Below are 15146 nucleotides of genomic sequence, written 5' to 3'. Positions count from 1 at the left end.
ATCACACGATGAGTACAGCCTCCCCTGCCACCGACGGCGGCGACGAAGACCCGGCCGCCCTGCCGGAACGCCGCTTCGAACCGGACCTCCGGTCGATGACACGGATCAACCTGCGCCCCATCGCCTCACCCATGCCGCTCGGCTTCTTCACGATCGCCATCGCGTCCGTCATGACGGGCTGCCTCCAGCTCGGGATCTTCGGCGAGGAGGCCCGCACCGCCGTCGCCCTCACGGTGCTGCCGGCCTTCGTGCTCCAGCTCCTGGTCAGTTTCCTGGCCTTCGGTGCCCGTGACGTGATCGCGGCGACCCTGATGGCGGTGTTCGCCGGCAGCTGGCTGCCGTACTCGCTCATCATGCTCAGCGGCGCGGCCGACGGCCTGAAGGTCCTCGGCGTCTTCAACCTGGCGCTCCTGTGCTTCGGGGCGCTGATGTCCGCCGTGACCCGGCCCAAGCGGGCGCTGTGGCTCGTGATCGCGGTCTCCCTGCCCCGCTGGGCGGCCACCGGCCTCGCGGGCATCACCGGGGCCGAATGGCTGACGCGCACGTCGGGCGCGCTCGGCCTCGTGGTGGCGCTGGTCGCGATGTACACGGCGTTCGCCCTGATGCTGGAGGACATGCGCAGCGAGCAGGTCCTGCCCATCGGCCGCAGTGGTCCCGCCCACCTCGCCGTGGAAGGCGATCTCGCCGTCCAGCTCCGCAACCTGGAACGTCAGGCGGGCGTGCGCCGCACGCTCTGACCACACCCATCCACCTCGTCACACCACGACCGCACAGGAGCACCCATGGAACCGCAGGTGACGGACCGGCCCGAGAAGTCCCGGTACGAGATCCTCGCCGACGGCGACGGCACCGAGACCGCGGGCTTCGCCGAGTACCACCTCTCGGAGGGCGAGATCGCCTTCATTCACACCGAGATCGATCCCCGCTTCGGCGGCCGGGGTCTGGGCGGGCTGCTCGCCCGCGGCGCCCTCGACGACGCCCGGGCCCGCGGGCTGCGCGTCCTGCCGTACTGCCCCTTCATCCGGGGCTGGATCGGCAAGCACCCCGAGTACGCCGACCTGGTACCGGAGGCGCGCCGCGCCCGCTTCGGCCTGTGAACCACCCACCACCGCCTTCCCCATCTCCATCCACCCACCGAGGAATCCGCCCATGCCCCGACACGCCCGCCCCACCGTCGTTCTGGTCCACGGCGCCTTCGCCGACGCCTCCAGCTTCGCCCGTGTCATCCCCGAACTGACCGCCGCCGGCATGGACGTGGTGGCTCCGGCGGTGCCCAACCGCAGCCTTGTCGACGACGCCGCGTACATCGCCTCGGTGGTCCGTGCCGTCGAGGGCCCCGTGATCCTGGTGGGGCACTCGTACGGCGGCGCGGTCATCACCCTCGCCGGCACGGAGGACAACGTTCGCGCACTGGTGTACCTCGCGGGATACGCGCTGGAGGAGGGCGAGAGCCTGGGCGAGCTGCAGGGCCGCTTCCCCGACTCCGGCCTCGCCGACGCGCTCGTCCACACCCCGTTCCCGGTGGCCGGCTCCACCGAGACCGGCACCGACGTCTCGGTGGAGATCGAGAAGTTCCCCACCCTCTTCGCGGCGGACGTCGACCCCGACCTCGCCGCGGTGCTCGCCGTCTCCCAGCGCCCCCTGGCCGCACGTGCCTTCTCGGAGGCGGCGCCTGTCGCGGCGTGGAAGACCAAGCCCTCGTGGGGCCTGGTCGCCTCCTCCGACCGCACGATCAACCCCGATGTGGAGCGCTACGGGTACGAGCGCGCCGGCATGACGACCATCGAGGTCGACTCCTCCCACCTGGTCATGCTTGCCCAGCCCAAGGCCGTGGCGGAGCTGATCCAGGACGCGGTCCGGGCCACCGCCCACCGACCCGATCACCCAAGATCGAATGATTAGTCGATATTGTTCGAGCGCTGGTAGCTTCTGATCGCCCCCGAGAGCCTTTCGGCGGGCGATCGGAGGAAGTACACCCATGAGGTTCGGCGCGAGGCTCGTTCTCGCGGTCATCACCCTTGCCGTCACCGCCACCGCCTGCGGCACCCCGCAGGATAGCGGTTCGCGGGCGCCCACCACCGCGGACTGCGGACGGTACGCCCGGTACGGCGAGCACCCTGGCACCAAGGTCACCGTCTACGCGGAGAACCGGGACAGGGAGGCCGACCTGTTCGAAGAGACCTGGGCGGACTTCGCGCACTGCACGGGAATCGACGTCCAGTACGAGGGTGACGGGGAGTTCGAGGCCCAGATCCAGCTCCGGGTCGACGGTGGGACTGCGCCGGATGTGGCGTTCTTCCCTCAGCCCGGGCTCCTGGAACGCTTCGCCCGGGCAGGGAACCTGAAGCCCGCGAGCGCCGGGGTCGTGGCCCTCGCGAAGCAGGGCTGGTCGGCTGACTGGAACAGCTACGCGACCGTGAACGGCATCCTCTACGGCACCCCGCTGGTCGCGAACGTGAAGTCGTTCGTCTGGTACTCACCCAAGTTCTTCCGCGACAGGGGACTGAGCGTTCCCCGCACGTGGTCCGAGCTGATGGCCGTGACGGAGAAGGTCGCGGCGTCGGGCGTCAAGCCGTGGTGCGCGGGCGTCGAGTCCGCCGAGGCGACCGGCTGGCCCGTGACGGACTGGATCGAGGACGTCCTGCTGCGTCAGCAGGGAACGGATGTCTACGACCAGTGGGTCGCCCACAAGATCCCGTTCAACGACCCGCGTGTGATCAAGGCCATGGACACCGTGGGGTCCGTCCTCAAGAACGACCGGTACACCAACGGCGGTTTCGGTCCGGCCCGGTCGATGGCGTCGATCTCCTTCCAGGAGGCCGGCACACCGATTCTCTCCGGCGACTGCGCGATGCACCGCCAGGCCTCGTTCTACGCCGACATGTGGCCGAAGGGCACCGAGATCGGACCGGACAAGGACGTCTACACCTTCCTCCTCCCGGGGGCCGATCGGGCGAGCCGCCCCGTACTGGGCGGTGGGGTGTTCACCGCGGCGTTCGCCGACCGTCCCGAGGTGCGGGCGTTCCAGGAGTACCTGGCCTCCGCGGACTTCGCGAACGCGCGGATGAAGAAGGGCCCGTTCGTCTCGGCGAACAGGGGCGTGGATCCGGCGAACGCCGCGACCCCGGTCGACAAGCTCTCGATCCAGCTGCTCCAGGATCCCCGGACACAGTTCAGGTTCGACGGTTCGGACCTGATGCCGGCGTCGGTCGGCGCCGGGACGTTCTGGAAGGGAGCCGTCGACTGGATCGGCGGCGCGAGCACCCGGCAGGTCGCCGACTCCATCGAACGGTCCTGGCCGAGAAACTGATGTCGTTCGACGCCGTCGCCCAGCAGCCCAAACTGATGTACCTGTTCCAGGGCATCGCCGCCTTCGCGGCGGTGGTCGCCCTGGTCCTGCTCGCGCTGCACCGGGGGCCGGTACGGAGGAGGGCCGCGGCCCTGATCCTGCTGGTCCCGGCACTGCTGCTGCTCACGGTCGGTCTTCTCCTGCCCGGTCTGCGCACCCTGGTCCTGTCGTTCACCGACGGCCGGACAGACGCGTGGGCCGGGTTCGACAACTACGTGTGGATGTTCACCGACCCCCAAGCGCTGGTGGCGCTGTGCAACACCCTGGCGTGGGTGGTGCTCGTGCCGTTGCTGGCGACCTCGGGCGGTCTGCTGTACGCGGCGGCCGTCGTACGGTCGCGGTTCAGAGCGTTCGCGCTGTCCCTCCTCCTGACACCGATGACGATGTCGTTCGTCGGCGCGGGTGTCGTCTGGAAGTTCGTCTACGCCTACCGTCCCGCGGAAGCCGGGCAGATCGGGCTGCTGAACCAGCTCGTCGTCGCGTTCGGCGGCGAACCGAGGCAATGGCTCGTGGACTCTCCCTGGAACGTCCTGTTCCTCATCGTGGCGATGGTGTGGACACAGGCGGGCTTCGCGGCCGTCCTGCTGGCCGGCGCGATCAGGGCCGTACCCGATGAGCTGACCGAGGCGGCCCGACTGGACGGTGCGTCCCCCGGGCAGATTTTCCGGCGGATCACCATGCCGTCGATCAGGCCCACGCTGCTCGTAGTGGTCCTCGCCCAGGCGATCGGCACCTTCAAGGCCTTCGACATCGTCAAGACCATGACCGGCGGACAGTTCGACACGGGCGTCATCGCCCACGAGATGTACGACCAGGCCTTCCGCTACGGCGAGACGGGCCGCGGCGCGGCGCTCGCCGTGCTCCTCTTCCTCCTGGTCACCCCCTTCGTCGCCCACCAGGTGCGGGTACAGCGGAGGGCGGGGTGAACGGCGTCCGGGAGCGGCTGGCCTCCGGCGCCTTCACGTTGATCGCCGTGGTGATCGCGGCCCTCTGGACGACACCGACCCTCGGTCTGCTGCTCTCCTCGTTCCGCCCCGAGGACGAGATCAAGACAACGGGCTGGTGGACCGTGTTCGGTACGCCGCACCTCACGCTTGACAACTACGGCGAGGTGCTGTCCGGCGGTGGGAACGGGTCGGGGCGGCTCGCCGAGTACTTCGTCAACTCCGTTGTCATCACCGTTCCCTCGGTGCTATTCCCGCTCGTCCTGGCCTTCTTCGCGGCGTACGCCCTGGCGTGGATCGAGTTCAGGGGCCGGGACGCGCTCGTCGTCGGCATCTTCGCGCTCCAGGTCGTGCCGCTCCAGATGGCGCTCGTCCCCCTCCTGAAGCTGTTCTCCCAGGGCTGGCTGTTCCTGCCCGCGTGGAACGTCACCGGTCCCGCGCGGTTCGGCCAGGTCTGGTTCGCCCACACGGCCTTCGCGATGCCGTTCGCGGTGTTCCTCCTGCACAACTTCCTGGCAGGGCTGCCCCGGGACCTGATCGAGGCCGCCCGCGTCGACGGCGCGTCGCACGGGCCGCTGCTGCTCCGGATCGTGCTGCCCCTGGCCCGCCCGGCCTTGGTCTCCTTCGCCATCATCCAGTTCATCTGGGTGTGGAGCGACCTCCTCGTGGCCCTGGCGCTGTCGGGCGGAACAGCCGAGACCGCGCCGATGACGGTCAGACTGGCGAGCCTGGCCGGGACGTACGGCAACGAGTGGCAGCGGCTCACCGCCGGAGCCTTCGTGACGGCCTTCGTCCCGCTGCTCGTCTTCTTCTCCCTTCGGCGGCACTTCGCACGGGGACTGCTCGCCGGATCGGTCAAGGGATGAGCCCCGACCGGCCCGAGGAGCAAGACGTGGCGACAGGGCTGAGCCGGGCCGGCCTGCGGGGCCGCGAAGCCGAGCTGGAGCGGCTGCGCGCCCTGGTCGAGGCGGTGCGCGACGGCGAGGGCGGAGCGATCGTGCTGCTCCTGGGCGAGCCCGGCATCGGGAAGACCGTACTGCTGCAGGAGACCATCTCGATCGCACGGGCCCACGGATTCGTCGTCGGCCATGGACGCGCCGAGGAACTGCACGAGCTGGCACCGCTCGCCTCACTGGCCTCGGGCCTCTTGCACGGTGACCCGCCGCTGCTGTCCGGCACGGACTTCGCGGACCTCGCCGACCACCACGACCAGCGCACCTGGCTCGTCGAACGCCTGGCCCAGCTGATCGAGGAGCGCTCGGCAGGCACGCCCGTACTGATCGCGGTCGACGACATCCAATGGGCCGACCCGCTGAGCCGGTTCGCCCTGAGCGTCATGCCCGCCCGACTGCTCAGCTCCCCGGTCCTCTGGCTGCTCACGGGCAGGGAGGACCCGGAACTGTACGGGCAGGGGCCGCGGACGACGACCCTCCCTCTGCGGCCGCTGCCCGCCACGGCCCTGACCGAGCTGGCACGCGACGTCCTCGGAGGGAACGTGCCGGAGCAGGTCGCGGAGCTCCTCGACGGGGCCGGCGGCAACCCCTTCCTCGCGACCGAGATGCTCGCGGGCATCTCGGCCTCGGGCGCGGACGGGACGGAACCGCCGGAGCGGCTGGTCCTCGGCGTACGCGACCGGCTGGCCGACCTCCGGCCGGACACCCTCCATTTCCTGCGGATCGGCTCGGTCCTCGGCCGCGCGTTCTCGCTCGCGGACGCCGCCGCCTTGTGCGGCCGGCCCGCCTCCGGACTCGGCGCCGAAGTGGACGAGGCGATCGACGCCGCCCTCCTCCACGACGACGGCGAACGCCTCCTGTTCCGCCACGACCTGCTCCGCCAGGCGGTGTACGCCGACCTCACCCCCTCCGTACGCCGGGCGCTGCACCGGGAGGCCGCGAGCCGGCTCGTCGCGGCGGGCCGGAGCTCCGTCGACGCGGTCCCGCATCTGCTGAAGAGCGCCGAACCCGGCGACACGGAGGCGATCGGACTGCTCGACACGGCCGCCACGGACGTGATCGCCGTGATGCCCGACCTCGCCGCCGACCTGACCGTACGCGCCCTGGACCTCGTACCGCCGCGTGCGCCCATGGCGTACGACGTGGGAGAACGGGCCATCGTCGCGCTGACCCGCGCGGGCCGCTACACGCAGGCACGGGACGTCGGCGACGCGCTGCTCGCCCGGCAGCCTCCCCTGGACGTCTTCGCCCGCCTGCAGTCCGTACTCGGTGACACGCTGTGGCACTTCGACGACGTCCACGAGCTGACCCGCCGCTTGACGGCGGCGCTGGCAGCCGTCACCGACCCGGCGATCCGCGCCCGGCTGACCGCCCGGCTGGCCCTGGCCCGGTCCCGCGGGAGCGACCTCGGTGCCGCTCGCGAGACCGGCGAACGGGCGCTCGCCGAGGCGGAGCGAGCCGGTGACCGGGAGGCCCGCGTCCTCGCGTTGTGGGGCCTCGGCGAGATCGCCCTCAACGCGGGCGACTGCGCCGCCGCCCTCGAACACCACACGATGCTGAGCGTGTTCGACACGGCCTTCCTGCCGGAGGAGGCCGTCGCCCGGATCCACATGGACGACTTCGACACCGTACGGCGACTGCTCCGGACGGCGGGAGACCCTCCCCTGCGCCCCGCGATGCTGATCTGGGCCCAGGGAACCCTGAACATGGGGCTCGGCCGGCTCGACGACGCGGATGCTGACCTCGTCACCGCCGAGCGGCTCGAAGCGGACCTCCACGTGCCCGGCAATCTGGTCAACATCCGCGTCAACCGCGGCCTCCTCGCGATGCTGCGCGGCGACCGCGAAGCCGCGCGGGAACACCTGGACGTCGTGCGGGCGACCGTGGCCGACCGGCCGAACACCGGCAACCACGCCACGCACCGGTACTTCGAGGCCGCCGTCGCCGACGCCGACGGCGACCACGCGACAGCGGCCGAACTGGTCCGGTCCGCGCAGCGGGACCACCCCTTCCTCCGGTGGCGGCTGCTGCGCCCCCATGTCGTCCAGGCCGTGGGGATCGCCCTGCGCGGCGGGGACCGGGATCTGGCCGAGGACCTCGCGGCCCAAGCGGCAGAGCACGCCACGCGCAACCCCTCGGTGCCGACCGCCCAGGGGACGGCCGCCCACGCGGCCGGCCTGGTGAACGCCGATCACAGGCTCCTGGAGCGGTCGGTCCGAATCCTCCTCACCGGCCCCCGGCCACTGCCCCTCGCCGCCGCATCCGCCGACCTCGGGCGCGCTCTCGGCACGGCAGGCGACCCCGCCGCGACACCCGCCCTGACCAGGGCCCACGACATCTACGCCCAGGCGGGGGCCGATGCCGAGGCCGACCGGGTCCGGGACGACCTGGAGCACGCCACAAGACGCGCCGGCCGACGCAAGAGAGGCCCCCGGCCGCGCGCCGACCAGGGCTGGGACGCGCTCACGGCCTCGGAACGCAAGGTGGCCCGGCTGATCGCCGCAGGCCACACCAACCGGTCGGCCGCGGAGGCCCTCGTCGTCTCCCCGCACACGGTCAACACCCATCTGGCGTCGATCTTTCGCAAGCTCGCGGTGCGCTCGAGAGTCCACCTGGCCCGGATCGCCCTCGCGGAGGACGACGCCGGAACGGCCACCGGCGACTGAGCGATCTCTGCGCCCCCGTGCAAGGTGTGGTGCGCGGAACGGCAACAGCAGGTGCGGGACCGGTCTTAGCGTGACGGGCAAGCCGCGCCGCTCCGACGCGCGGACCAGCCACCCCGAATCGAGGAAGCAACCCCATGCCGTACATCACCGTGGGCCAGGAGAACACCAACCCCATCGAGCTGTACTTCGAGGACCATGGCGCCGGGCAGCCCGTCGTCCTCATCCACGGCTTCCCGCTCGACGGCCACTCCTGGGAGCGCCAGAGCGCCGCGCTGCTCGACGCCGGCTACCGCGTGATCACGTACGACCGCCGCGGATTCGGGCAGTCCTCCCAGCCGACCAACGGCTACGACTACGACACCTTCGCGACCGACCTGAACACCGTGATGGAGACCCTCGACCTGAAGGACGCCGTCCTGGTCGGCTTCTCCATGGGCACCGGCGAGGTCGCCCGTTACGTGTCCACGTACGGCTCCGGCCGCGTCGCCAAGGTCGCCTTCCTGGCCTCCCTGGAGCCCTGCCTGCTCAAGAGCGACGACAACCCGGACGGCGTCGCCCCGAAGGAGTTCTTCGACGGCGTCGTCGCCGCCGTCAAGGCCGACCGGTACGCCTACTACACGGCCTTCTTCAACGACTTCTACAACCTCGACGAGAACCTGGGCACCCGCATCAGCGAGGAGGCCGTCCGCCACAGCTGGAACACCGCGGCCCGCGGCGGCTCCTTCGCCGCGTCCGCCGCTCCGGCGACCTGGTACACCGACTTCCGCACCGACATCCCCGCCGTCGACGTGCCGGCCCTGATCCTGCACGGCACCGCCGACCGCATCCTGCCGGCCGAGGGCACCGCGCGCCCCTTCCACAAGGCGCTCCCGTCGGCCGACTACGTCGAGATCGAGGGCGCCCCGCACGGTCTGCTGTGGACCCACGCCGAGGAGGTCAACACCGCCCTCCTCGCCTTCCTGGCGAAGTGACGCCGCACCGTTGACCCGCCGGGCGACGCCCCCGGCGTCACCCGGCCCCCGGTTCCCCGGCGCGGGAACCGGACGAGCTCAGGAGAGCAGACACCATGCAGTTCGGCATCTTCACCGTCGGGGACGTGACACCCGACCCCACCGACGGCCGTACTCCGACCGAACGCGAGCGCATCAAGGCGATGGTGGCCATCGCGCTCAAGGCCGAGGAGGTCGGTCTGGACGTCTTCGCGACCGGCGAGCACCACAACCCGCCGTTCGTCCCGTCGTCACCGACCACCATGCTCGGCTACATCGCCGCCCGTACCGAGAAACTGATCCTGTCCACCGCCACGACGCTGATCACCACCAACGACCCGGTGAAGATCGCCGAGGACTACGCGATGCTCCAGCACCTGGCCGACGGCCGGGTCGACCTGATGATGGGCCGCGGCAACACCGGGCCGGTGTACCCGTGGTTCGGACAGGACATCCGCCAGGGCATCAACCTCGCCAAGGAGAACTACGCGCTGCTGCGCCGACTGTGGCGCGAGGACGTCGTGGACTGGGAGGGCACCTTCCGTACGCCGCTCCAGGCCTTCACCTCGACACCGCGGCCGCTGGACGGCGTCCCGCCCTTCGTCTGGCACGGCTCCATCAGGTCCCCCGAGATCGCGGAACAGGCCGCCTTCTACGGCGACGGCTTCTTCCACAACAACATCTTCTGGCCGGCCGACCACACCCGGCGCATGGTGCAGCTCTACCGGCGCCGGTTCGCGCACCACGGTCACGGCCGGCCGGAGGACGCGATCGTCGGCCTGGGCGGACAGGTCTTCATGCGCAAGAACTCCCAGGACGCCGTACGGGAGTTCCGCCCGTACTTCGACAACGCGCCGGTGTACGGCCACGGCCCGTCGCTGGAGGACTTCACCGAGCAGACCCCGCTGACCGTGGGCTCTCCCCAGCAGGTCATCGAGCGGACCCTGTCGTTCCGGGAGACCGTCGGCGACTACCAGCGCCAGCTGTTCCTGATGGACCACGCCGGCCTGCCCCTGAAGACCGTGCTCGAACAGCTCGACATCCTCGGCGAAGAGGTCGTGCCCGTGCTGCGGAAAGAATTCGCCGAGGGACGTCCGGCCGACGTACCGCAGGCCCCCACGCACGCGTCCCTCCGAGCCGTCCGGGAGGTGCCCGCCGCATGAAGCTGATCGTCGTCTCCGCTGGGCTGAGCACCCCCTCCTCCACCCGCCTGCTCGCGGACCGGCTGGCCGAATCGGCCCGCGACGAACTCGCCGTCCGGAGGCAGGCGCCGTCGACCGAGGTCGTGGAGCTGCGCGAACTGGCCGGCGACATCGCCAACCACCTCGTGACCGGCTTTCCGCCACCGCGACTGAGCGCCGCGATCGGCGCGGTGACGGCGGCCGACGGCCTGATCGTCGTGACTCCCGTGTTCGCGGCCTCCTACAGCGGTCTCTTCAAGTCCTTCTTCGACGTGATCGATCCGGACGCCCTCTCCGGGAAGCCGGTCCTGATCGCGGCGACGGGCGGCACCGCCCGTCACTCCCTGGCCCTTGAGCACGCCGTGCGCCCCCTCTTCGCCTATCTCCGCGCCGTCGTCGTCCCCACCACCGTGTTCGCGGCCTCCGAGGACTGGGGCTCGGGTGGAGACGAGTACACCGACGGCCTGCCCGGTCGCGTCCGTCGCGCGGGCGTCGAGCTCGCCACGCTCATGGCGGCGCGCCCGGTCGGCGAAGAGCCCGAGGACGACGTCACCGTCCTCGAACGCCAACTCGCCGACTTGCGCTTCGACTGAGACGGGCCGGCGGGCCGGGCGACGGCGGGGTGGTTCATATGGTTCATACTGTTCCGCCGTATGAGCGTGAACAGTATGACGACAAGGACCGGTCCCGAGGAATTCGACGGTGTACGGAGGCCCCTCCGGGGCAGGGACGCCGAACTGGCGTTCATCAAGACGCGGCTCGACGCGCTCGACCGGGGCGAAGGCGGGATCATCCGCGTCGAAGGCCCCGCCGGCATCGGCAGGTCCAGGATCCTCACGGAGGCCGCGGCGGCCGCGAGGCGGCGGGGGACGAGGGTGTTCGAGGGAACGGCGGACCCGGACGAACAGTTCGTGCCGCTCGGTCCGCTCCTCGACGGCGTGCTCGCCGGCAAGGAGCCGCTGTCGGGCACCGTCCGTGTCCGGGACCTCGCCAAGACACCCGGCCAGCGGTTCTGGCTGCTCCAGGAGCTGGGGGACCGCCTGCGGGAGACGGTTCGAAAGGGACCCCTCCTGGTCATCCTCGACGACCTTCAGTGGTGCGACGACCTGACCCTCCTCACCTTCCACACCCTCGCGGCCGGACTCTCGTCGCACGCCATCCTGTGGCTGGTCGCCGTGCGCAGCGGCAGCGTGCCGTCGGGAGTGCGCACCACCCTGGACAGGATCCGGCAGGCAGGCGCCCACGAGCTGGCCCTTGGCGCGCTGGGGGACCGGGCGACCGCGCAGATAACCGAGGACGTCCTGGGCGCCCCTCCCGACCCGGACGTCCTCCGCGTCGCCCGCCGCGCCGAAGGGGTGCCGCAGCTGCTCGTCGAGCTGATCGGCTCGCTGCGGGAGGACGCGACGGTGACGATCGCGAACGGCATGGCCAGGCTGTCCGCCGGCCCCCCGGCCCCACGGCTGCTTCCCTCCGTCGCGCGCCGCCTCCACCAGCTGTCGGACGAGGCCCGGGAGTTGGTGCGGACGGCGGCTGCCATGGGCGGCCCGGTCACCGTCGCACTACTCGCCGAACTGCTCGGCAGGTCCTCCGCAGCACTCATCACGGCGGTTCAGGAATCCCTCGACGCCGATCTGCTCGCCGAGAGCGGCGATCGCCTCGCCTTCCGTCAGGACCTGATCCGCGAGGCGGTCGAAGCCGACCTGCCCCTGCCGCTGCGCCAGGCCCTTCGCCGGCAGACTTCCGGACTGCAGCTGGGAAGCGTCGCCCTCCCCGTCGACCGTCCCGGTCCGTCGGAGGGAACAGCGGGGCCCGGAGTCGCCGCGGAGGCCGACCGGCTGCGCACCGAAGCGGCGGAGCTCGCGACCACCGCTCCCGGACCCGCCGCGGAGCGCAGCCTCAAGGCCTTGGAGCTCACCACCGCGGACGCTCCGGAGCGCCCGCGGATCATCGCCGAGACGATCCCGCTGCTCTGGCAGACGGGCCGGGCCGCCCAGGCACGCGAGCTGGGAGCCGCCGCCCTGGCGGCCGGCGGTCTCGGACCCGAGGACGAGGCACTCATACGCCTCGCCCTGGCACGCCTCGCCGTATCGTTCGACTTCTCCGAGGCCGTCCGGCAGGCCCGCGCCGGGGCGCAACTGCCCGGGATATCCGTGACCGCGAGGGGACGACTGCTCGCCATGCTCGCCGTCGGCCTGTCGATGTCGGGCGAGCACGCGGCGGCCGAGCAGGTCGCCGCAGAGGCGTGGGAGACCGCGGCGGCAGCGGGGGACCGCACCGCCGAGGCCACGCTGACGACGGTCCGCTCGGCGGTCAGTTTCCACCGCATGGACCTGCCCGAGGCGTTCCGGCAGGCCGAGCGGTCCGCCGCACTGGCCGACGCCCTGGGCGTCAGCACCTCGCTGTGGGTTCCGGAGGCCTTGTGGCACGCTCTCCTGTCGAACACCACCGGACGCACCGCGGAGGCGCTCGCCGTCGCGGAGGAAGGCATCCGGATCACCAGGGAGCAGGGCCGGACGGCTGCCACCCGCATGTGGCTCATGACCCGCTCCCGCATCCATCTGGAAACCGGACGGCTGGCGGACGCCCGGGCCGACGCCGAAGCCGCGTCTGCGGGGACCAACGATCCCGGCCCGGGAAATCTCGCGGACGTCACACTCCGGTACGTGATGCTGCGCGTCGCCCTCCACACCGGCGACCGGCAGACCGCACGAGCGTACGCGGCGGAGGCGAGGCGCATGCGGGGCGACGGCGCACCCGTCGTCCGACACTTCGGCACCTGGATGCTGGCCCTGATGGCCGACTTCGAAGGCCGGCTCGACCGTGCCATGGCCGAACTCGACAAGGTGATGACGTCACCCGCCGCGGACCGGCCCGCCTACGCCGGCTTGATCGACCCCGCCGACGCCCCGGTGCTCGTCCGTCTGGCGCTGCGCGCAGGCAGGCACGAACGGGCCGCGCAAGCGGTCGCCCTGGCCGAGGAGCGAGCCGTCCTCAACCCCGAGTTCACGTTCCTCGCAGCCACCGCCGCGCACGCCCGGGGGCTCCTCGACAACGACCTTGCCACCCTCGTACGCGCTGTCCGGCTGTACGAGGACTGCCCTCGGGTGCTGGCCCGGGCGTCGGCGCTGGAGGACGTTGGACGCAAGCTCGCGGCCACCCGTAAGTCCGAGGCGGTGCCGTACTTCGAGACGGCCCTCGCACTCTACGCGCGAGCGGGCGCCGAACGGGACGTCGCACGCGTCCGTCGGCGCCTGCGGGCCGTCGGCGTCCGCCGCCGGCCGTCGGCGTCCGGACTCTCCGATGCATGGCCCGAGCTGACGGCCGCGGAGCTACGGGTGGTACGGCTCGTGGCCCGAGGGCTGACCAACCAGCAGGTGGCCGAGGACCTCTCCCTCTCACCGCACACGGTGAGCTCGCACCTGCGCCGGGCCTTCACCAAGCTGGACGTCACCTCGCGCGCCGAGCTGACCCGGCTGGCGAGACATCGCGACAGCGGAGAGTAGTTGCTTCGTATCCCACGTGGGCGCCATGGAAATGGACGATTCATGCGATGTGCCGACGTCGTCGTTTCCTCAGACTGATCAAGAACCGCGGAATGCAGAAGTCCGCAGGGATCTTCAATCGAGCGCCCACGACGTCCAAGGAGGAAGTCTGTGCCCACTGTTCTCTCCACCGAACCGCTGTCAGCTGCTGACCGGGCGGAGTGCTGGCATGAAGCGGTTTCCGGCACCTTTATGCCGATGGATGTGAATCTGCTGGAGAAGGAGCCGTCGCCCGGAACGATCGTCAGCAGCCAGCTCGGCACCCTGCACATCTCCCGCGTCAAGGCGGGACCACAGGTGGTGAAGCGCAACAAGCGCCACATCTCCCGCGACGACCCGAAATCACTGATCGTCAGCCTCCAGCAGCAGGGTACCGCGACAAAGGAGCAGGATGGGCGGGAATCCGTGATAAGGCCGGGAGAATTCTCCATCAGTGACTCATCCCGCCTGTTCAGGATTAAAACCGAAGGAGAATTCACTTTCACCTCCTTTCATTTCCCTCGCGAAGAACTTCACGTGCGGGACGAGGATCTGCAGGCATTGACTGCCACCACCTTCACCGGCAAGGAGGGCAGCGCCGCACTCGTGGCGACCTTTCTTGCGCGCATGGCGCGCGAAGCCGAGGGTTTGGACGACTGTGTCGGCCGCCGGGTCGCCGCCACCGCGCTCGATCTGATGGCGCTACTCATCGACGAGCGCCGCGGACGCTCTACTTCCGAGGTCCCGCATGTTGCCGCAGCCTCTCTTGAGCGTGTGAAGGACCATGTCATGCGCAACCTCGACGATCCAGACCTGTCACCGTCCAGGATTGCCGAAGCGCACTTCATGTCGGTCCGCTACCTGCACAAGCTGTTTCAGCTCGAAGGCATGACCGTGGGCAGCTGGATCCGGATGCAGCGACTTGAACGGTGCCGCCGGGAGCTCCTCCGGCCCATGGCCAGGGAGGTGGGGGTGGCGGCAGTCGCTCAGCGCTGGGGTTTTGTGAGTCCCAGTCATTTCAGCCGAGTCTTTCGCGCAGCCTACGGTATGACGCCCCGTGAATGGCAGCTCCAGGGTCGGTCCGGAGCATACTGCGGGAAAACCGAAAGTGCCCCGACGGAAGAGTGAACAATGGCGGCAGCCCATATTGATCAGAAACTCATGGGGTTCTCCTCCAAGGAGGTAGTGGGGGTGTGGGCCGTCGAAGTGGCCGTGGACGATGTGTGGTTGTCGCTGGCGTCTGGGGAAGAAGCGGCGGGTCTCGGTGGTGAGTTCGGTCTGTTTGTGGGTCCGGTGCTGTTTGGGCATGTTGTGTTTGAGGTCCGTGTTGAGCAGCTCGTCGGGGTGGGCGGCGGGCCAGCTGCGGACCTTTTTTGGAGCGGTGGGCGGTGTGCTTGTCGATCACGAGATGGATCTTGTGGTCGAAGTAGGCGGCGAGCCGGTCCAGGTGTGAAGTTCGGGGAAGAGGTTGCCGAGATGTTCGGGTTTCCCCACCACTGATGCTGGCTCGTGTTTGTCCTGGTCAGTTGGTGTTTCAGGTGGT

General features: G+C 70.3%; 12 protein-coding genes. All 12 read left to right on the top strand.

Going from position 1 to position 15146, the window contains the following annotated elements; translation table 11 throughout:
• Positions 1 to 8: 8 nt before the first annotated feature.
• The 12 genes from ACFYW1_RS35625 to ACFYW1_RS35570 all read left to right on the top strand — a co-directional run bounded on the left by ACFYW1_RS35625 (position 9) and on the right by ACFYW1_RS35570 (position 14731).
• On the top strand, positions 9 to 737 hold the full coding sequence (locus ACFYW1_RS35625) for a GPR1/FUN34/YaaH family transporter (RefSeq protein WP_389003089.1): 729 nt from the start codon (positions 9 to 11) through the stop codon (positions 735 to 737).
• 45 nt (positions 738 to 782) lie between these two features.
• Entirely contained in the window at positions 783 to 1097 is a 315-nt protein-coding gene (locus ACFYW1_RS35620; RefSeq protein WP_389003086.1) for a GNAT family N-acetyltransferase, read from the top strand.
• Between the two features lie 52 nt (positions 1098 to 1149).
• Positions 1150 to 1902: an alpha/beta fold hydrolase gene (locus tag ACFYW1_RS35615; protein ID WP_389003083.1), complete on the top strand. Its 753-nt coding sequence runs from the start codon at positions 1150 to 1152 to the stop codon at positions 1900 to 1902.
• Positions 1903 to 1978: 76 nt separating this feature from the next.
• Positions 1979 to 3310 carry an ABC transporter substrate-binding protein gene (locus tag ACFYW1_RS35610; protein ID WP_389003080.1) on the top strand — a complete coding sequence of 444 codons (1332 nt, stop codon included), beginning with the start codon at positions 1979 to 1981 and terminating at the stop codon, positions 3308 to 3310.
• On the top strand, positions 3310 to 4275 hold the full coding sequence (locus ACFYW1_RS35605) for a carbohydrate ABC transporter permease (RefSeq protein WP_389003077.1): 966 nt from the start codon (positions 3310 to 3312) through the stop codon (positions 4273 to 4275). Before ACFYW1_RS35610 ends, ACFYW1_RS35605 begins: the two co-directional genes overlap by 1 nt.
• On the top strand, positions 4272 to 5159 hold the full coding sequence (locus tag ACFYW1_RS35600; RefSeq protein ID WP_389003075.1) for a carbohydrate ABC transporter permease: 888 nt from the start codon (positions 4272 to 4274) through the stop codon (positions 5157 to 5159). The genes ACFYW1_RS35605 and ACFYW1_RS35600 overlap by 4 nt, the downstream gene beginning before the upstream one ends.
• The gene (locus ACFYW1_RS35595) at positions 5156 to 7912 is read left to right on the top strand and encodes an ATP-binding protein (RefSeq protein WP_389003072.1); all 2757 of its coding nucleotides are present in this window, start codon (positions 5156 to 5158) and stop codon (positions 7910 to 7912) included. Before ACFYW1_RS35600 ends, ACFYW1_RS35595 begins: the two co-directional genes overlap by 4 nt.
• Positions 7913 to 8046: 134 nt before the next feature.
• A complete protein-coding gene (locus tag ACFYW1_RS35590) occupies positions 8047 to 8883 on the top strand; it encodes an alpha/beta fold hydrolase (protein WP_389003070.1) in 837 nt (278 codons plus the stop codon).
• A gap of 95 nt (positions 8884 to 8978) precedes the next feature.
• Complete coding sequence (locus ACFYW1_RS35585) at positions 8979 to 10064, top strand: LLM class flavin-dependent oxidoreductase (protein ID WP_389003067.1); 1086 nt, start codon at positions 8979 to 8981, stop codon at positions 10062 to 10064.
• Complete coding sequence (locus ACFYW1_RS35580) at positions 10061 to 10675, top strand: FMN reductase (protein WP_389003064.1); 615 nt, start codon at positions 10061 to 10063, stop codon at positions 10673 to 10675. The genes ACFYW1_RS35585 and ACFYW1_RS35580 overlap by 4 nt, the downstream gene beginning before the upstream one ends.
• Positions 10676 to 10735: 60 nt before the next feature.
• The gene (locus ACFYW1_RS35575) at positions 10736 to 13585 is read left to right on the top strand and encodes a LuxR C-terminal-related transcriptional regulator (RefSeq protein ID WP_389003061.1); all 2850 of its coding nucleotides are present in this window, start codon (positions 10736 to 10738) and stop codon (positions 13583 to 13585) included.
• 150 nt (positions 13586 to 13735) lie between these two features.
• Complete coding sequence (locus tag ACFYW1_RS35570; RefSeq protein WP_389003058.1) at positions 13736 to 14731, top strand: helix-turn-helix domain-containing protein; 996 nt, start codon at positions 13736 to 13738, stop codon at positions 14729 to 14731.
• The last annotated feature ends 415 nt before the right edge of the window (positions 14732 to 15146 follow it).

Source organism: Streptomyces sp. NPDC002669 (genome assembly GCF_042889165.1).
Classification (GTDB): domain Bacteria; phylum Actinomycetota; class Actinomycetes; order Streptomycetales; family Streptomycetaceae; genus Streptomyces.
The sequence above is the reverse complement of the archived record's forward strand: the minus strand, read 5'-3'. Positions and strand labels throughout refer to the sequence as shown.